16 protein-coding genes are annotated in these 17,900 nt (G+C 67.8%); 7 read left to right on the top strand and 9 right to left on the bottom strand.

All coding sequences use genetic code 11. The features are described 5' to 3' along the window. Window positions 1-256 precede the first annotated feature (256 nt). The 3 genes from DIZ26_RS00185 to DIZ26_RS00175 are packed head-to-tail and all read right to left on the bottom strand — an operon-like array spanning window position 257 to window position 2,843. Complete coding sequence (locus DIZ26_RS00185; protein ID WP_112236519.1) at window positions 257-1,273, bottom strand: NAD(P)/FAD-dependent oxidoreductase; 1,017 nt, start codon at window positions 1,271-1,273, stop codon at window positions 257-259. Beyond that, a complete protein-coding gene (locus DIZ26_RS00180; RefSeq protein ID WP_112236518.1) occupies window positions 1,270-1,797 on the bottom strand; it encodes an isoprenylcysteine carboxyl methyltransferase family protein in 528 nt (175 codons plus the stop codon). The genes DIZ26_RS00185 and DIZ26_RS00180 overlap by 4 nt, the downstream gene beginning before the upstream one ends. Continuing rightward, window positions 1,797-2,843, bottom strand: a complete 1,047-nt coding sequence (locus tag DIZ26_RS00175) for a type III polyketide synthase (protein ID WP_112236517.1) — start codon at window positions 2,841-2,843, stop codon at window positions 1,797-1,799. Before DIZ26_RS00175 ends, DIZ26_RS00180 begins: the two co-directional genes overlap by 1 nt. A gap of 18 nt (window positions 2,844-2,861) precedes the next feature. On the opposite strand from DIZ26_RS00175, the gene DIZ26_RS00170 reads away from it, so the two are divergent. Beyond that, window positions 2,862-3,680, top strand: coding sequence for a UbiA family prenyltransferase (locus DIZ26_RS00170; RefSeq protein ID WP_232828053.1), 819 nt, complete (start codon window positions 2,862-2,864; stop codon window positions 3,678-3,680). A 70-nt stretch (window positions 3,681-3,750) separates the two neighbouring features. Here the strand turns inward: DIZ26_RS00170 and DIZ26_RS00165 are convergent, their stop codons facing one another. Then, complete coding sequence (locus tag DIZ26_RS00165; RefSeq protein ID WP_112236515.1) at window positions 3,751-4,626, bottom strand: LysR substrate-binding domain-containing protein; 876 nt, start codon at window positions 4,624-4,626, stop codon at window positions 3,751-3,753. Between the two features lie 123 nt (window positions 4,627-4,749). Between DIZ26_RS00165 and DIZ26_RS00160 the strand changes: the two genes are divergently transcribed. Continuing rightward, the gene (locus DIZ26_RS00160; protein WP_112236514.1) at window positions 4,750-6,276 is read left to right on the top strand and encodes an MFS transporter; all 1,527 of its coding nucleotides are present in this window, start codon (window positions 4,750-4,752) and stop codon (window positions 6,274-6,276) included. 83 nt (window positions 6,277-6,359) lie between these two features. Here DIZ26_RS00160 and DIZ26_RS00155 read toward each other — a convergent pair whose 3' ends face one another. Further along, window positions 6,360-7,838, bottom strand: a complete 1,479-nt coding sequence (locus DIZ26_RS00155; protein ID WP_232828052.1) for a lysyl oxidase family protein — start codon at window positions 7,836-7,838, stop codon at window positions 6,360-6,362. 281 nt (window positions 7,839-8,119) lie between these two features. Between DIZ26_RS00155 and DIZ26_RS00150 the strand changes: the two genes are divergently transcribed. Further along, window positions 8,120-10,210: a fibronectin type III domain-containing protein gene (locus tag DIZ26_RS00150; RefSeq protein ID WP_112236512.1), complete on the top strand. Its 2,091-nt coding sequence runs from the start codon at window positions 8,120-8,122 to the stop codon at window positions 10,208-10,210. A gap of 69 nt (window positions 10,211-10,279) precedes the next feature. Next, window positions 10,280-11,029, top strand: a complete 750-nt coding sequence (locus DIZ26_RS00145; RefSeq protein WP_112236511.1) for a DUF427 domain-containing protein — start codon at window positions 10,280-10,282, stop codon at window positions 11,027-11,029. Here DIZ26_RS00145 and DIZ26_RS00140 read toward each other — a convergent pair. Both DIZ26_RS00140 and DIZ26_RS00135 read right to left on the bottom strand, forming a co-directional pair. Beyond that, entirely contained in the window at window positions 11,018-11,791 is a 774-nt protein-coding gene (locus DIZ26_RS00140) for an SDR family oxidoreductase (protein WP_112236510.1), read from the bottom strand. The two genes, DIZ26_RS00145 and DIZ26_RS00140, sit on opposite strands and share 12 nt — an antisense overlap. Beyond that, window positions 11,791-12,171 carry a winged helix-turn-helix transcriptional regulator gene (locus tag DIZ26_RS00135; protein WP_112236509.1) on the bottom strand — a complete coding sequence of 127 codons (381 nt, stop codon included), beginning with the start codon at window positions 12,169-12,171 and terminating at the stop codon, window positions 11,791-11,793. Before DIZ26_RS00135 ends, DIZ26_RS00140 begins: the two co-directional genes overlap by 1 nt. Before the next feature lie 90 nt (window positions 12,172-12,261). Between DIZ26_RS00135 and DIZ26_RS00130 the strand changes: the two genes are divergently transcribed. The 3 genes from DIZ26_RS00130 to DIZ26_RS00120 all read left to right on the top strand — a co-directional run bounded on the left by DIZ26_RS00130 (window position 12,262) and on the right by DIZ26_RS00120 (window position 15,927). Further along, the gene (locus DIZ26_RS00130) at window positions 12,262-13,173 is read left to right on the top strand and encodes a zinc-binding dehydrogenase (RefSeq protein ID WP_112236508.1); all 912 of its coding nucleotides are present in this window, start codon (window positions 12,262-12,264) and stop codon (window positions 13,171-13,173) included. After that, on the top strand, window positions 13,170-13,577 hold the full coding sequence (locus tag DIZ26_RS00125) for a nuclear transport factor 2 family protein (RefSeq protein WP_112236507.1): 408 nt from the start codon (window positions 13,170-13,172) through the stop codon (window positions 13,575-13,577). The genes DIZ26_RS00130 and DIZ26_RS00125 overlap by 4 nt, the downstream gene beginning before the upstream one ends. Window positions 13,578-13,722: 145 nt before the next feature. Beyond that, window positions 13,723-15,927: a bifunctional SulP family inorganic anion transporter/carbonic anhydrase gene (locus DIZ26_RS00120; RefSeq protein ID WP_232828051.1), complete on the top strand. Its 2,205-nt coding sequence runs from the start codon at window positions 13,723-13,725 to the stop codon at window positions 15,925-15,927. Here DIZ26_RS00120 and DIZ26_RS00115 read toward each other — a convergent pair. Together DIZ26_RS00115 and DIZ26_RS00110 are read right to left on the bottom strand one after the other, a co-directional pair. Then, entirely contained in the window at window positions 15,873-16,619 is a 747-nt protein-coding gene (locus DIZ26_RS00115) for a phosphatase PAP2 family protein (RefSeq protein WP_232828050.1), read from the bottom strand. The two genes, DIZ26_RS00120 and DIZ26_RS00115, sit on opposite strands and share 55 nt — an antisense overlap. A 347-nt stretch (window positions 16,620-16,966) precedes the next feature. Further along, complete coding sequence (locus DIZ26_RS00110; protein WP_157979510.1) at window positions 16,967-17,896, bottom strand: neutral zinc metallopeptidase; 930 nt, start codon at window positions 17,894-17,896, stop codon at window positions 16,967-16,969. Between the last annotated feature and the right edge of the window lie 4 nt (window positions 17,897-17,900).

Below are 17,900 nucleotides of genomic sequence, written 5' to 3'. Positions count from 1 at the left end.
ATCCGGATGGAATTGTTGAGGTCACAAGGGAGGCCGGGTCGCTCGCACAGCAGACTCGATCACCTGACGGACTTGTCTCAGCTTTTCACCAGGATGCTGAGGCAAACCGTCCCAGCATTTCACCAGGATGCTGGGACGAACGCCCGAGCTTTTCACCAGGATGCTCGGGCACCGCGTGGCCCGGCGATTGTCTGAGCGATCGCCGGGCCCGCGCGTTTTCCGGCGGCAGCAGACAACCGGCATAAGACAACCGGCATCAAGCCAGCCGGTTGACGATCGCGCCGTAGAGCCCAGGCAGGACAGCCGCCGCCGGCACGATGCGGGGAGTGAGCAACGACCTGTTGCGGGCCCACAGCAACGATGCGGTGAGGAAACGAGCCTCTCGCGAAACCCGTCGCCAGGCCGCGTCGTACGCCGCGGGACGATCCTCGACCACACAGCGCACCAGTTCCGCGGAGGTACGCAAGGCCACGGCGATCCCTTCGCCGGTCAGCGCATCGACATATCCGGCCGCGTCGCCGACCAGCATCACTCGACCCGCGACGCGACTACGCACCCGCTGACGCAGCGGCCCCGCACCCATCACCTCGGAAGCCGGCAAAGCACCCTCCAGCCGGCGCTTCAAAGCAGGAAACGCCTCGAGATGGGAATCGAAAGACCCCCGGGCCGAAGTCAACACAGCGACACCGACGAGGTCGTCCGCCACCGGCGTCACATAAGCCTCGCCGAGCGGCGACCAATAGACCTCCACAAGCTCGGTCCAAGGCGCAGTCGAGAAATGCCGCCGCAGCCCTCGCCGTACCTCCCCCGACCTTTCCATTCCCAACCCGAGTTGACGCCGGGTCGGTGAATGCAACCCATCGGCAGCCGCCAAATAGCGGGCGGTGAGCCCGGCCGCAGTGACCGACGAAGCGTTCTGACTGATCGCGTCGACCCGGCTCGCGATGACCGGAACCTCCAGCGCAGCAAGGCGATCCAGCAGGGCGGCCTGCAGCACCGTACGCCGTACGCCGAGTCCCGGGCCGGCCCGGAAGCGGGCGTCGACACAATGCGAGGAATCCAGATACCGGATCCCGGCGAACGGCCGGCCTTCCAGACGAACGCCGAGCCGCTGCAGATATTCGACCGCACTGTGCGCGATCCCTTCGCCGCAGGCCTTGTCGATCGGCCCTTTGCGCGGTTCGACCACGACGACCGACAGCCCCGCGAGCGCGGCCCGGATCGCGGTTGCCGCACCGGCCGGACCGGCCCCCGCGACGAGAAGGTCGATCACTTCGTCAGCGCACCGTCCAGCGCAGCCTCTTCGGCGCGGATCCGGACGGTCAGCAGCGGGATGTTCAGCACGAGGAACACCACCGCCGTGATCCAGGCCGTATGCACCAGCGGCAGGGCGATCCCCTCAGCCACCACCGCGACGTAGTTCGGATGACGGATCCACCGATAGGGGCCGGCGGCAACCAATGACAATCCCGGTACGACGATCACGCGGGTGTTCCACTGATGGCCGAGCACCGTGATGCACCACCACCGCAACCCCTGTGCAAGCAGCACCACGGCAAGCATCGTCCACCCCAGGGCCGGAATGAACGGCCGGTCCGCGACGATCGCCTCGACCAGACAGCCCGCCAGGAACCCGGTGTGCAGCACGACCATGAACGGGTAGTGCCCCTTGCCGGTCTCCACCCCGCCCCGCTCGAAGCTCCACCGGGCGTTGCGCAGCGACACCACCAGCTCCGCGACACGTTCCAGGCCGACCAGCACGATCAGTACGACGTACAGCCACAACGACGTTGACATCACCACTCCAGCAGGACGAGCTCGGAACAGAAACCGGGGCCCATCGCCAGCAGGACGCCCATACCTGAAGGATCCAGCCGCAGGGTGTCACCGAGCACGTGCAGGACCGACGATGACGACAAGTTGCCAACGGCGTCCAGCGATCTCCAGGTCACGTCGAGCGCGCCGGGCCGCAACCCGAGCGTCTCCGACACCGCCTCCAGAACCTTCGGGCCGCCGGGATGAGACACCCAGGTCCCGATCTCGGGCACGGTCAACCCGTGGTCGCCGAGGAATGCCCCGACGTCCCCACCGAGGTACTTGCGCACCACGTCCGGCACGTCCGCACCGAGCACGATCCGGAACCCACCCGACCCGACGTCCCAGCCCATCACCCGCTCGGAGTCCGGATACAACCGGCTCCGGGTCGCCACCACCGAAGGCCCGGCAGCAGCCGGGTGGTCCGAACCGGTCAGCACCACCGCAGCAGCGCCGTCCCCGAACAACGCGCCACCGACCAGATTGGGCAACGACGAGTCGTCCCGCTGCAGGGTCAACGAACACAACTCCACCGACAGCAGTACTGCGACGTGCGTCGGCCAGGCCAGCAAGTAGTCGTGCAGGCGGGCGATCCCCGCCGCTCCCCCGACGCAGCCGAGTCCGAACAACGGCAGCCGCTTGACGTCCTCCCGCAGCCCGAGCCGCATCGCGACCCGCGCGTCGATCGATGGCGCGGCCACCCCGGTGACCGTGGTGAACATCAGCACATCGACGTCCGACACGGACAAGCCCGCCGCTGCCAGCGCCTCCGAGACGGCAGCCGCACCGAGGTCGACCGCCACCGAGATCCACGCATCGTTGGCTTCGCCGAAGTCCTTCAGTACGGCGTACTGCTCCAGTGGCAGCGCCAGGTGTCGATGGGAGACGCCGGCGTTCTCATGCAACCGGCGCAGCAGGGCGTGCCCCTTGCCGTCGGGCAGGCAGATCTCGGCGAAGGCGTCGGTGAGCTCGTGCTGTTCGTACCGGTGGGGCGGGAACGCGGCCTGTGCCGCGGCGATCCGGGTCATCGTGGCATCGTTGCTCCGGTGAGCAGCCTCGCGCGCACCCTCAAGGGTCTGGGGATGGCATCCCATCCGGGTCCGACCGTCGCCGTCACCACCTTGATCACGGTGGTCGCCTGGTCGGCCGGCCGCAACGCCGCCGGCTGCTTCCTAGTCGCCGCAGCAATCCTCACCGGCCACCTCTCGATCGGCTGGAGCAATGACGCGATTGACGCAACCCGCGACACCAGTGTGGCCCGGAAAGACAAACCGATCGTGCTCGGACTGGTGAGTCGCCGGACGGTCGGCATCGGCGCGGTCGTGATGGCGATCGCCTGCGTGCCGCTGTCGCTGGCCAGCGGACTGCTCGCGGGACTGGTCCATCTCGTCGCCGTGGCAGCTGCCTGGGCGTACAACCTGAAACTGAAGTCCACCCGAATCTCCTGGTTCCCGTACGCCGTCGCGTTCGGCCTGCTGCCGTCCTTCGTGACCCTCGGTACCGCGGACACCTGGGCGCCGTGGTGGGCCACCGCCGCCGGCGCGCTCCTGGGTGTCGGTGCCCATCTGGCAAACGTCGTACCGGATCTCGCGGACGACCTCGCCACCGGTGTCCGGGGCTGGCCGCAGCGGCTCGGGGAAGCCGCCCGGGTGCTGGCGCCGCTGCCGCTCGCGGTCGCCACGGCCCTGCTGGTGATCGCGCCGGACGGCCCGATCGGCGCAATCGGCTGGATCACCCTGGCCGTCAACGCAGGCCTGCTGGTCGCGATCGTCGCCTGGAAGAACGCGCCCTTTCTGGTCACCCTCGCCGTGGCGGCCGTCGCGATCGTCACCCTGGTCATCCGCGGCGACGCGCTGACCAGCTAGCACGACGGCGGCGACGCGCTGCCCAGCTGGCTCGGGCCGCGGCTTCCGTCATCCGGGGCCCGCCGGCGGGCTAGCTCGGCTGCGGTTTCAGTGGGGCGTTGCTGCCGAGGATGGCTGCGGTGAGCGCTTCGGCCGGCTCCTTGGCGGCGCGGGGATTCGTGATCAGCACCAAATCGATCGCCGGCAACTCCGGCAGCCCCGCGCTCGGCGGCGGCTCGACCAGGTCGACCGGCATCAGGCTGCGCGCGAAGATCGCAATCCCGAGCCCGGCCCGAACCGCCGCCAGTACGCCGTTGACGCCTCGCACGATGCACGTGATCCGGCACGACCGGCCGGCCTGCTCGAGAGTCTGTACGCCGAGTGAGCGGCTGAGGCTGGGTGCCTGGTACGCCACCAACGGGACCGGGCCGTCGGGTGCGATCCGCGTGCCCGAGATGCCGGCCCAAACCAGCGGGTCCCGGCGGACCAGCCTGCCGTTCAGTTCGGAGCCCGCGCCCGCCGTGTGCTTCACGTAGGCCAGGTCGAGGTGACCGGACTCGACCCGGCGGAGCAGATTGGGGCTCTGGGCAACGGTCAGTTCGAGATCGATCCGCGGGTACAGCTGGCGGAAGTCACGCAGGATCCGCGGCAGCGGCGTCAGCGCCAGGTCGTCGGTCACCCCGAACCGCAACCGCCCGCGCAACTCCGATCCGGTGAAATACCCGACCGCTTCCTCGTGCGCGGCCAGGATCGTCCGGGCGAACCCGGCCATCGCCTCGCCGTCGGCGGTCAGCGTCACCGTCCGGGTGTCGCGGACGAACAGCGGACGCCCCACGGCGAGCTCCAGCTTGCGGACGTGCTGGCTGACGGTCGGCTGGCGGATCCCCAACCGCTCCGCCGCCTGCGTGAAACTCAGCGACTGGGCAACGGCGAGGAACGTACGCAACTGGTCCGGATCGTAAGCCACAGGCCCACCCTTTCATTGCAGGACGCAATAAGACTAATAGGAGTAATTCGCTGTCGGAACCAGCTCTCCAACGTTGAGGATGGAAGAGACCTCCCCTGACAGCCCACTGCGTAGGGATGACTCTTGACCACCCGGGCCACCGGTTCTGTCCATCACGTCCCCGACTTCCACACCCATCGCGACACCCGAACTCCCGTCGACGAGCTCCCGGCCACTCAGCGCCGGCCGGGCTTGAAAGACACCTTCAGCGCTCTGCAGGTCCGCAACTTCCGTCTGCTGGTCAGCGGCCTGTTCGTCAGCTCGACCGGCGGCTGGGTCCAGCGCATCGCGCAGGACTGGCTGGTGCTGACGCTGACCGGCAGCGCCACCGCCGTCGGCATCACCACGGCACTGCAGTTCCTCCCGACCCTCCTGCTCGGCCTGTACGGCGGAGTGATCGCGGACCGCTTCCCGAAGCGCAAGATCCTGCTGGTCACCCAGTCCACGATGGGCACCCTCGCCGGGATTCTCGCCGTTCTCGCCCTGACCGGCGGAGTGCAGGTCTGGCAGGTCTACACGCTCGCGCTGATCCTCGGCCTGGCCACCGCCGTCGACAACCCGACCCGGCAGTCGTTCGTGACCGAACTGGTCGGCCGCGAGCGGCTCCGCAACGCGATCAGCATGGTCTCGTCCACGTTCCAGCTCGGAGGCCTGATCGGCCCGGCGCTCGGCGGGGCGATGATCGGTGCCATCGGCACCGGCTGGGCGTTCGCGCTGAACGCCGTGACGTTCTTCGGCTCGATCTCCGCGCTGCTGATGATGCGCGAGCACGAGATGCCCGGCCTGAACGCGTCCCGCAAGGCGAGCGCGGGCATCCGGATCCGCGACGGCCTGCGCGACGGCGTCCGGTACGCCTTCCACGAGCCCGCCGTCCGCTGGGCCGTCGTCCTGGTCGGCATCTTCGGGATGTTCACGATCAGCCTGCCGGTGACGCTGACCGCGTTCGCCAAGGTGGTCTTCCACACCGGCGCCACCGGGTACGGCGTACTGAACTCCGTCGTCGCCGTGGGATCCCTCGCTGGGGCGCTGTTGTCGGCCCGGCGGATCCGTCCGACCCGGTTGCGGAACCTGGTCGGGATCGCCTCCATCCTGGCGATCACCGAGATGGTGGCCGCGATCCAGCCCTCGTTGTGGACCTTCCTGCCGCTGCTGTGCGCGCTCGGGATGGCCACACTGATGTTCCTCACCGCCGCCCAGTCGATGGTGCAACTGACCACGCCCGACGGGCTCCGCGGCCGGGTGGCCGGCATCTACAACCTGGTCTTCATCGGCGGCGGCGCGATCGGCGGGCCGACGGTCGGCTGGATCGCCGAACACTGGGGTGCGCGGACCGGTCTGCTGCTGGCCGGGCTGATCCCGGCCACCGCGACGGTTGCCATCGGCATCACTCTCGCCCGGGCCGGGCGCTTCCGGGTGGTCGTTCACCGCTCGCCGCGTTCGCCGTGGCTGCAACCATCGGTCCGGCTGGGCCTCGAGCAGGTCCCCGTCCGGCTCGCCCGGCCCGCGGCACCTCGGATCGACCGGCCGTTCCCGTTGGTCAGAAGGCATCACCGAGGCGGCGACCCGGCCCCGCGCCCCCGGCGTACGAGGCGCAAGCCCCAGCACCACTAGACGCAAGCCTCAGCGCCACAGACGTAAGCCACCACTAGTACCGATCGCCGGCAGGCCCCCCAGGTGCCTGCCGGCGACAGGGATCAGGGCGCGTCGACCAACTGGACCGGCGGGACCTTGACGGTGCGGTGGTGCGGGGTGCCGCCCAGGATGACCTTGCGCAGCGACACGTTGTTCTTGGTGTTGGACTCGAACAGGCGGTTCTCCGGGTTGGCGACCACCTGCACGTAGTACGTGCCGTTCTTGAGGTCGGTCACGTCGAACGACTGGCCCGGGAGCGACTGGATGTAGGTGTCACCGGAGCCGACGTCGAGAACCTCGCGGACCGACAGTGAACCGTGGTTGCCGCACGCGGTGTGCAGGTCGGTGTTCTGCGGGTGCCACTCGGCGTTCTTGACCGTGTAGTCGATCGAGTCGGTCGCGGCCAGGCAGAAGGCTTCCTTCTGGCTGCGGACGACCTCGGTCTGGTTGCTGGACAGCAGGCTGTAGCGGGCGAAGTCGGTGAAGTGCCAGTGGTTGTGGCCTTCCCGGGCGTCCCATTCCATCGTCCCGGTGTTCTGGTAGCCGACCTGCTTGCCGTTGGCGTCGTAGAAGTACTGGTAGGCGTCCATCAGATCCTTGCCTTGCTGACGGAAGCCGTCGAGGACCAGCTTGGACGGACCGGCGTTCCACACGTTCGCTGCGAACGACAGGTAGTCGCGCTGGGCACTCGGGCCTTCGTCGCCGGGGGCGACCGTGATCTGCCAGGCCGGCAGCGGACGCAGGTCCGGCTTCGGGCCCTTCGGCACGCTCGCCTTACCGGTCGGCCGCTTGGCGTTCGGAGTCAGCGCGGCGCTCTTCATGGTGCCCGGCTTGAGCGACTGGGCGACCTTCGACTTGCAGCCTCGGACAACGCCGTGACCCGGGTCGCAACCCTGCTCGTCCTGAATCGTGACGTTGAGCGTGACGGCGGAGTCCGCCGTACCGATCTTGAAGTAGTCGCGGTACTGCTTGTTGATGCTGATCTTGGCGGTGTACTTGCCGACCGGCAGGTCGGTCGGAGCCTGTTCGTCGTAGTAGTTGTAGGTGTTCGCCGACCAGCCGGCCTGCAGCCCCCAGACCGCGCCGAGCGTGAACGGGTTCGCACTGCATTCCGACGGGTACGGCGAGGTGTCGGGCGCGTCCGGCCGGGTCCGGGAGCCCTCACCGTTGAGGCAGAAGGCCTGGTCGCGGTCGAGCACCTTCTTGCCGGTCGCGTCGGTCAGCGTGACATGCAGGAACTTGCTGAGCCCCGACCAGTCCGTGACCGAGCCCTTCGGCAACGAGACGGGATACCCGCCGACGTACTGCTTGGCGACGATCGGGTCGCCGTACGACTTGCGGGTGGCGCGGATCTCGACCGGCTTCTGGCCGGCGACCACGTGCGTCCCGAAGTCCATCATCACGCCGTAGTCCGGGATCCGGTCCAGCGTGACATCATTGCTTCCGGCAACCAACTTGAGCGCCGGCGTCGCGGCGGCTCCAGCGGTTGCCTTGTCCGGGCCGGATGTTGCGGCACCGGCGGCGCCGGCGGCCGCGGCCACCAGTGCCGCGGCACCCGCGACGGCGATCGCGGTACGGCCGAATTTCCTTGAAGTGTTGATGGTTTACCCCTCCCATACGAGCGGGCCCGCCTCCCGGGCCGCGCCTCACTTACACGGGGTATGACGGAGCCCGGTGGTCGCAATGTTGATGTCAGTTGTGTCGCAGTTGAGTCACAGCACTACGGGCAGTTACCAACGGCTGTTACTTGACGTTGTAAATTAAGCGCACCTAGGCTCGGCACCGTCCGCTCCCCCAGATCTCGGACGCGACGGAGGAACACATGTCAGTCCGCCCTACTGCCGCCCCGCAACCCCCGCCCGTACGCCGAACCCGCGCCCGCCGGCGTACCGGCGTCGCCGCTCTCGCAGCTGCCGCCCTGGTATCGGCAGCCGCGATCGCCCCAGCCAGCGCCGGCATCCCCGCCGCCAAGACGCCAGTGCCTGCCAGCTATCCACAGGTTGCGGCCAAGCCGTACATGGGGTGGAGCAGTTGGAGTCTGCAGTCCACCAACTATCCCGGGGTGAACCCGGACGGCCCCGGCTGCTTCATCAGCGAGAAGAACATCCTCACCCAGGCGCACGCGCTGGCGACCAAGCTGAAGCCGTACGGCTACGAGTACGTCAACGTGGACGCCGGCTGGCAACTCGGCGGCGACGAGTACGGCCGCCCTGTCGCCAATCCCGCCCGCTTCCCGCGCGGGATGAAGGCGCTCGGCGACGACATTCACCAGCTCGGGCTGAAGTTCGGCATCTACACCGTCGTCGGTCTCGGCTTCGACGTCTACCGCGACGGCAACACACCGATCTACGACGCGCCCGGCTGCTTCACCCGCGACATCGTCTACCCCGACCTGCGCACGACCAACGGCTGGGACCAGGCGTACAAGATCAACTACGCCAGCCCCTGCGCGCAGAAGTACGCCGACTCGATCGCGAAGACCTTCGCGAGCTGGGGTGTCGACTTCATCAAGATGGACGGCGTCGGTCCCGGCTCCTGGAAGGGCGCTCCGGACGACCCGAACCACAACAACACCGAGGACGTGGAGTCCTGGTGGCGCGCGGTCCAGAACGCCGGCCGCCCGATGCAGTACACGTTGTCGTGGTCCCTCAGCCACCGGTACGCCGACACCTGGAAGGCGAACTCGAACGGCTGGCGGATCGACACCGACGTCGAGTGCTACTGCGACACCATCGTCCGCTGGACCGGCTCGGTGGTGCAGCGCTGGTGGGACGTCGCGCAGTGGGTCGACGACGCCGGACCGGGACACTGGAACAACCTCGACGCGCTGAACGTGGGCGTCGGCGCGATGGACGGCGTCAACGAGACCGAGCGCCAGACGTACATGACGTTCTGGGCGATCAACTCGGCGCCGTTGTTCGCCGGTGACGACCTGACCAAGCTCGACGCGTACGGGCTGAGGCTGCTGACGAATCGCGAGGTGATCGCGATCGACCAGGCCGGCGTACCGGCCCGGCCGCTGAACCAGAACCAGTTGCAGCAGACGTGGTACGCGAAGAACGCCGACGGCAGTGTCACGGTCGGCCTTTTCAACCTCGCCGACAGCCCGGCCACCGTGGCCGGCCGGTTCGACGAGCTGGGCATCACCGGCAAGGCCAAGGTGCGAGACGTCTGGGCCGGCAGCAACACCAGCGACGTCAGCGGCCAGGTGAGCGCCACGTTGCCTGCCCACGGGTCGAAGCTGTACAAGATCTACCCGAACAACCTCGGCGCGGTCTCGAAGCCGGCCAACGTCAAGGCGACCGACGTCAGCCGGACGACGGTGACCCTGAACTGGCGGCCGAGCACCGGCGCCACGTCGTACAAGGTCTACGCGAACGGCAAGCAGGTGGCGACGAGTGCGTCGACCAGTGTCGTGGTCACCGGGTTGCTTCCGCAGACGCAGTACACGTTCGAGGTCAAGGGTGTCGACGGCGGCAAGTCGTCGGAGGCGAGCGCGCCGGTCACGATGCTGACTGCGAAGTCGGGTGGGCCGACCCGGTACGAGGCGGAGGCATCGACGAGCACGCTGACCGGCAACGCGAGCGCCAATGGGTGCACGCTGTGCTCGGGTGGGCAGAAGATCGGCAACATCGGGTACGACGCGTCCGTGACGCTGAACGGCATCACGGTGCCGACGACCGGGACGTACCTGGTCAAGATCGCCCACACCGACGGCGACACCAGCCGGCAGAGCATGCTGACGATCAACGACGCCGACACCTACTGGGTGAACTACCACGGTCTCGGCGACAACGACTGGGGTACGCCACAGGTGGTCTACCTGCCGGTGAAGCTCCAGGCCGGCTCCAACTCGATCAAGGTGAGCAACCCGAACGGCTACATCGCCGACATTGACTGGATCACCGTCTGACGCTTACGTCCGAAGTACCGAGGGCCCTGACCCTCGGTACTTCGGACGTTGCGCGCTTATGGTGGGCAGATGAGCGGATACCCCGAAGTGGTCGGGCGGATCGATCACGTGGAACCGGTGCCGCGGCGGATCCGCGCGACGCTGGGCGGCCGGGTCGTCCTCGACACGCTTGACGCGAAGTACCTGTGGGAGTTCCCGCCCTATCCCCAGTACTACGTGCCGCTGGCGGACGTGGCGGACGGCGTACTGGTCGATACGGGTGAGACAGAGCAGCACGATCGGGGCAAGGCCCGGGTGCACACGGCCGGGAAAGGTCAGGCTCGCGTGTACGACGACGGGGTGGCCGCCGGGCTGGTGCGCTTCGACTGGGACGCGATGGACAGTTGGTTCGAGGAAGAGGAAGAGGTCTTCGTCCATCCCCGCGACCCGTACAGCCGGTGCGATGCGATCAGGTCGTCGCGGTCGGTCAAGGTGGAACGGGACGGGCTGGTGCTCGCCGAGTCGTCGTCGACCGTGATCGTCTTCGAGACCGGGTTGCCGCCGCGGTACTACTTCCCCCGGCTCGCCGTGAACTTCGAGCACCTGACGCCTAGCGAGACCAGGACCGCCTGCCCTTACAAGGGCCGCACGACGGGGTACTGGTCAGTGGGCAAGCATCCCGATCTCGCCTGGAGCTACGACTTCCCGACGGCTGCGCTGTTGCCGATCGCCGGACTGATCGCGTTCTTCAACGAGCGGGTCGACATCACCATCGACGGTCAAGCGGTCCCGCGCCCGCGAACGGCGTTCTCCGGCGGGATCCCACCCTCAGATGGCTGACGTGCCGGCGCCGTCCATGGTGATGACGGCTCCGGTGACATAGCTCGCCCGCGGTGAGGCGAGGAAGGTCGCGACGTTGGCGACCTCCGCCGGCTCGCCCGCGCGACCCATCGGGATGCTCTGGACCATCTCGGCGAGCAGTTCTTCCTTGGGCCGGCCGGTCGAACGCACCGCGGCCTCCAGGCCCTCGTCGACACGACCGGTCAGCGTCATCCCCGGGTTGATCACGTTCACCCGGACGCCGCGGCCGGCGTACGCCTTCGCGTAGCCGACGGAAGCGAGCATCAGTGCCGCGTTCGCCGCGCCGCCGCCGATGTGCAGTTCGTTGGCCTGACGCCCACCCTGACCGACCACGTTCACGATCGCGCCGCTGCCACGCTCGGCCATCCCGCGAATCACGGCGTCGATCGCGTGCATGTAGGTGAAGTACTTCGCTTCCATCGCCGCGTGCAAGGTCTGGCTGCTCAGCTCGTCGACCGGCGTCCGCCGGGCCGCGCCGGCACTGTTGATCAGCACGTCGACCGCCCCGATCCGCTCGAAGACGACCTTGGTCGCGTGGGCATCGGTCAGATCTGCCGCGACGACGTTGAGCGCCAGACCCTTGGCGGCCAGCTGTTCCTTGGCCGCCGCGAGATTCTCCGCGTTGCGGGAGATCGCGATCACCTCCGCGCCCTCCCAGGCCAGCGCCTCCGCACACGCCAGCCCGATCCCCTTGCTCGCCCCGGTGACAACAGCGGTCCGGCCGGTCAGTTGCAGATCCACTAGTGCCCCTCGTCGAATTCGTTGCGGGCAGCAACGATGTCGTCCATGTGTGTGTAGGCCCAGGTGCGCATGGTGGCGACCGCCGCGCTCAGGCTCACGCCCAGCGGCGTCAGCGTATACGTGACGGTGATCGGCACAGTAGGAACTACGTCACGCCGTACGACGCCATCGCGCTCCAGGTGGCGCAGGGTCTGGGTGAGCATCTTCTGCGTGATCCCCTCGATCGCCGCCTTCAGTTCACCCGAGCGCAGCGTGCCCCGGCTCTCCAGCGTGCTGATCACGAGCATCGTCCAGGTGTCACCGATCCGGCCGAGGACCTGACGCGTCGGGCAGGCGCCCTTGGTGGCGTCCCACCTGCCGCTGACCTGGTCGGTATCCATTTGGTGCCTTTAGCAGTAGAAAGTGCCGTCTTCCACGACCCGATTCAGGGCCCGTAGCTTCGTTGCCGAGTCTAGTGAAGGAGGAGTTCGGTGTACGCAGTGGTGCCGGTAGGACCTGGGAAGGTCTCGTTCGGCGAAGTGGAGGAGGTTTCGGCCGGGCCCGGGGAGGTGTTGATCGAGGTCGCCGCGTTCTCGGTCAATCGAGGCGAGACGTTCCAGCTGGAGACGGATCGACCCGGGTGGCGGCCGGGCAAGGATGTTGCCGGGTCGGTGATCCGGACGACCGAAGACGGTCCTGCCGTCGGCACGAGAGTCGTCGCGCATCTACCGCACTCGGGCTGGGCCGAGCGTGCCGCAGTACGGGCGCAGCAGGTCGCAGTACTGCCTGATGCTGTTTCGTTCAAGCAGGCCGCTGCGTTGCCGCTGGCTGGGTTGACCGCGCTCCGGCTCCTGCGTACTGCGGGAAGCGTCGTCGGCCGGCGCATCCTGCTGACCGGTGCGTCCGGCGGGGTCGGACACTACTTCACCGAACTGGCGGCCGGGGCCGAGATCACCGCCGTCGTCTCGTCCCCCGAGCGCGGCGCGCGGCTCCTGGAACTCGGCGCAGAGGCGCTGGCGTACGACGTGAGCGATGCGCGCGGACCCTTCGATCTGGTGCTGGAGTCGGTCGGTGGCAGCAGCCTGCCGGTCGCGCTGTCGAAGCTGCGGCCAGGTGGGACGCTGATCTGGTTCGGCCAGGCGAGCCGGGAGGCGCCGCGGATCGACTTCTTCGACTTCTTCGCCGGGCCCGAGGCGGCTTCGATCAAGCACTTCCACTACGACTCCGAGCCGGCGGACGGCCCCGATCTGGCGACCCTGGTGCGACTGGTGGCGACCGGCCGGCTGCATTCGGAGCTCGGGCGGATCGCGGACTGGTCGGAGACCGACGTCGTACTCGACGAACTCCGCGACCGGCGGATCCGTGGCAACGCAGTACTGATGATCAGGAAGGAACAACGATGAAGGACCCGAAGACCGTCGTGACCCGGTACGTCGAGGCAGTGGCGGCGGGCGATCTGCCGACCATCGAGGCCAGCTTCTCCCCCGACGTCGAATGGACGTATCCGGGAGACCTGCCGCTGTCCGGTACGTGGCGTGGGCGGGATGTGGTGATCAACGACTTCCTCGGCGCGGCCGCGGGCAAACTCTTCGCTGCCGACGCTCCGGTGGTGATCAAGCTGGTCAACATTCTCGCCGACGGCGACCAGGTGTTCGCCGAGTGGACAGCTCAGGCGACCGCGCTGTCCGGTGCGACGTACGACAACCGGTGCGGGGGCGTCTTCACCGTTCGCGACGGGCAGATCGTTGCCGTCCGGGAGTATCTCGACACCGACCATGCCCGGCGGGTTCTGTTCAGCGCCGGATAGAGCCATCCAAGGGGCCGCAGGCAACGAATTGGAATTGGCGCTCGTGCGGGCTTGATCCGGTCAGTACTATCAGTAGTCAGATCGACACCCTTTGTTTCGACGTTCAGATGCCGTTAGCACCGACGCCGGAGGACCCGTGCCGACCATGACCACTTCCGATTCCCATGCCCACTCGCCGCCCGAGCGCGGCTCGTGGCACCTCATTCTTCGTCATGACCTACCAGCCTCGCTGGTGGTCTTCCTGATCGCGATCCCCCTCTCACTGGGAATCGCCGCCGCTTCCGGAGCCCCGCTGATCGCGGGCCTGGTGGCCGCCGTTGTCGGTGGGATCATCGCCGGAACCTTCGGCGGATCCCCCTTGCAGGTCAGCGGTCCTGCCGCCGGCCTCACCGTTGTCGTCGCCGGACTGGTCACCCAGTTCGGCTGGGCCGCCACCGCGGCCATCACCTGCGCAGCCGGTCTCCTGCAGATCCTGCTCGGCATCACCCGGATCGGCCGGCTCGCACTGTCGTTGTCCCCGGCTGTCGTGCACGGCATGCTGGCGGGCATCGGTGTGACCATCGCGGTTCAGCAGTTGCACGTGGTGCTCGGTGGCCGGGCGCAGAGTTCCCTGATCGCCAACGTGGCCGGGCTTCCCGCGCAACTGGTGGCCCATCATCCCGGCGCGGTACTGGTCGGCGTACTGACCGTACTGCTCCTCCTGCTCTGGCCAAGGTTGCCGAAGGCAAGGATCGTTCCGGCGCCGCTGGTCGCGGTGGTCGTCGTCACTGCGCTGGCCGCGATGCTCAAGATCGACGTCACCCGGGTCGACCTGCCGAGTGCTCCGCTACAGGAGTTGATCGTCCCGGTGCTGCCCGAGGGCGGCGCGCTGCAGATCGCCACCGCAGTGCTGACGGTTGCCCTGGTCGCCAGCGTCGAGTCGTTGCTCTCTGCCGTTGCCGTGGACAAGCTTCATCGCGGCCGACGCACCAACCTCGATCGCGAGCTGATCGGTCAGGGCATGGCGAACGCGGTCTCCGGCGCCCTCGGCGGGATGCCGGTGACCGGAGTCATCGTGCGCAGTTCGACCAATGTTGCCGCTGGAGCGCGCACTCGGGCGTCGGCGGTCCTGCACGGTGTCTGGATCGCGGTGTTCGTGCTCGCCGCCGGCGCGATGCTGGAGCTCATCCCGATGGCCGCACTGGCCGGCGTACTGCTCGTCACCGGTCTTCGCCTGGTTCAGCTCGCCCACATCCGCACACTGCGACGCCACGATGAACTCCTCGTGTACGTCGTGACCGCGGCCGGGGTAGCCGTTCTCGGTCTGGCCGAGGGGGTGCTCGCGGGGCTTGCACTAGCCCTTGTCCGAGTGCTCTTGCGGCTCGCCCGGGCCACTGTCACCGCGACCGAAGAGGATGGAGTGTGGGTCGTGCGAATCCGCGGCGCGCTCGTCTTTCTCGGAGTGGCTTCGCTGGTTCGCACGTTGCGGACGATCCCGGTCGGCACGCCCGTCCGGGTGGAGCTTCAGGTCGACCACCTCGACCACGCGGCGTACGAGGCGATCGAGGACTGGCGACGCGGGCACCTCGCGCGCGGCGGTTCGGTCGAGCTCAACCGAGCGGCGTTCCGGGCGGCGCTGCACGGCGAGTCGACGCGGTCGCGCTGGTTGCACCCGTGGCAGCACGGTCAGGTGGTGCTCGAGCCGGATCAGCGGATCTCGATGCTCGACGGCATTCGGGAGTTCGAGGCGTCGGCTGACCCGATCCGGCCGATACTGGCGAAGCTCGCGGCGGACGGGCAACGTCCGACCCAGCTGTTCATCACCTGCGCCGATTCGCGGATCGTGCCGAACCTGATCACCACGACCGGACCGGGCGACCAGTTCTGCGTGCGGAACGTGGGCAACCTCGTCCCGCCGTACGGCTCGAACAGCTCGTCCGTCGCGGCAACCATCGAGTACGCCGTCGAAGTGCTCGGCGTCGCCTCGATCGTGGTCTGCGGTCACTCCCACTGCGGCGCGGCGGCGGCCGCGCTCGACGGCGTACCGGACGAAGGCTCAGCGCTGAAGAACTGGCTTCGCCACCTGGACGCATCCGTACGCCGGTCCGCTCGGGCTCCGGAGATCGCCGACCCGGTGACCGGGGTCAAGTTGTCGGCCGCGGACAAGTTGTCTGTCACCAACGTGGCGGTGCAACTGGAGAACCTGCGGAGTTTCGACTGCGTGCAGCGGGCCGAGAGCGAAGGCCGGCTGGAACTGGTCGGGCTCTGGTTCGACATCGGTGCGGCCGCGGCCCGGCTCGTGCTCGACCGCGAGCCCTACCTGGTCCGCGCGGACGAGGAGCTGGCCACGGCCACCACCCCGGCCGACTGATCGGTCGCCCCGAGCAGGGCGGGTGCGCTGTCCCGGCGTACCCGCCCGTTCGGTTTGAATTGCTTCGGCCGGAAGACGATGAGCAGTGGTACGGCGAGGGTGATCGCGATGAGGCCGTCCGACCAGTAGTGGTTCGCCGTCACCACGACGACGGTGAACGTCAGCACCGGATGTGCGATCCACAACCATCGCCACCGCGAACGGGTGGCGCGAATCATGAAGACGGCCACCATCAACGCCCAGCCGACATGCAGACTCGGCATCGCGGCGAACTGGTTGGCCAGACCGCTCTGGGCGTCCGGACCGTACACGGATTGCCCCAGCAAAGCGCCGGTATCGATCCAGCCCGGCATCATCCGCGGCGGTGCCAGCGGGAAAACGAGGTGCCCGATCAAGGCCAGTCCAGTCAGCGAGGCCAGCGCCCAACGAGCCTTCGGGTACTGCGCGGCGCGGCGGATCATCAACCACAGCAGCACGAGCGCGGTCAACGGGAAGTGAACGAACTCGTAGTACCGGTTGGCCGTTTGTGCCAGGTCGGGGACGTGCAGAGCTGCTCGCTGGACGCTCGCTTCACTCGGAAGACCGAGCTGCGACTGCAATTGGATCAGGCGGTGGGCGTGAGCGAACGCTTCCCCGGCGTGGCCCATTGAGAGGTATCGACCGAGGTTGTAGGCACCGAACAGGAACGCCACGAACAGCACTTCACGGAGAACGCGCCAGAGCTTGGCTCGCGGTGCGTCTCGGGGACATGGCACCAAGCGCAGATGGCGGCGACCTTCGTCCGGCGGCTTGTCATCCCGAACCCCCCGCTCGACCGGCCCTATGTGAACTTGTGCCATCCGCAACCCCCTCCAAGAAACCGAATGCCTGTTCTCTATAGACCAACTGTTCCGCCGAATCTCATCGGTCCGCAAGAACGGTCATTCGTTTTCGCTTGTGATCCCGCACACGCAGGACTCTTCCAAATTATCGCAATATAGTGATAGTTGCGAATGATATGAAGATGCTCACACCTTGTCGGCTTGGGCCGGGGTGGAGGTCAGGCGACCTGGGGAGTGGGGGCGGTGAAGGTGTTGCAGGTTCTGGGGTCGGGGGTGGTGTACCCGGCGAGGCTCCAGGTGGCGGCGTTTTCGGTGCTGCCGTGGTCGCGCTTGGGGTCGATGAAGTTCCGGACGACGGCCTGCCAGTCGGTCAGGTCCTCGTCGCCGATCAGGTAGGTGTCCTGCTCGGCGCCGAGAGAGACGCCGCTCAGGCAGTTCGCCTGGAGTTCGACGCGCCGGCTGCCCTGGAGGGAGAGGTCGATGCCGTTGAGCGGCAGTTGCCACTGGTATTCGGCTTTGAGGATCCCGGTGAGCGCCTGGAGGTGATGCCCGTACTCGTGGCCGAGCAGGAACGTGAGGTAGGCCAGCGTCTCGCCCGGGTTGTCCTGCCAGCCGTCGAGAAAGGCGGTCGCGTCGACGTAGATCGTGTCGCCGCAGTAGTAGCCGTCGCTGTCGTCGACATCGCAGGGCGACGACGGCGACCTTCCCTTCACCACGACCAGCTTCGGCGGCTTGAACCTGAAGCCGGCTTTGCGGATCACCGGCGCCCAGGCCCGGTTCAGACAACGGAGAAGTTCGGTCTCGAAGGCCCGGACATTGGCAACCGAAGTGGGCTCCTGCTCCGGCTGGATGCAACCCGTGGCCGGCAGCTTGCCGACCCGGTAGAGCGGGTTGTTGGTCAGCTGCGCGGGCTGCGGCGGGGCCGACGCGACGTCGTCAGCGGTCGGATCGGCGGACGACGGCGTAGTACTGGGCAGGGCAGCGCGTGCCTTGGCCGCCTCTGATGCCTCGGCCGCTGCGACGGATGCTTCTGGGTCGGCCTGTCCGCCCTGATGGCGGTCCCAGCTGATCGCACCCACCGCGATGATGCCGAAGGCAAGCAATGCAGCGCCGCCGGCGATCAGCTTCCGCCCCCGTGTCCGGTTCACCCGC

It is taken from the genome of Kribbella monticola (genome assembly GCF_003261635.1).
In the GTDB taxonomy this organism is placed as follows: Bacteria; Actinomycetota; Actinomycetes; order Propionibacteriales; family Kribbellaceae; genus Kribbella; species Kribbella monticola.
The sequence above is the reverse complement of the archived record's forward strand: the minus strand, read 5'-3'. Positions and strand labels throughout refer to the sequence as shown.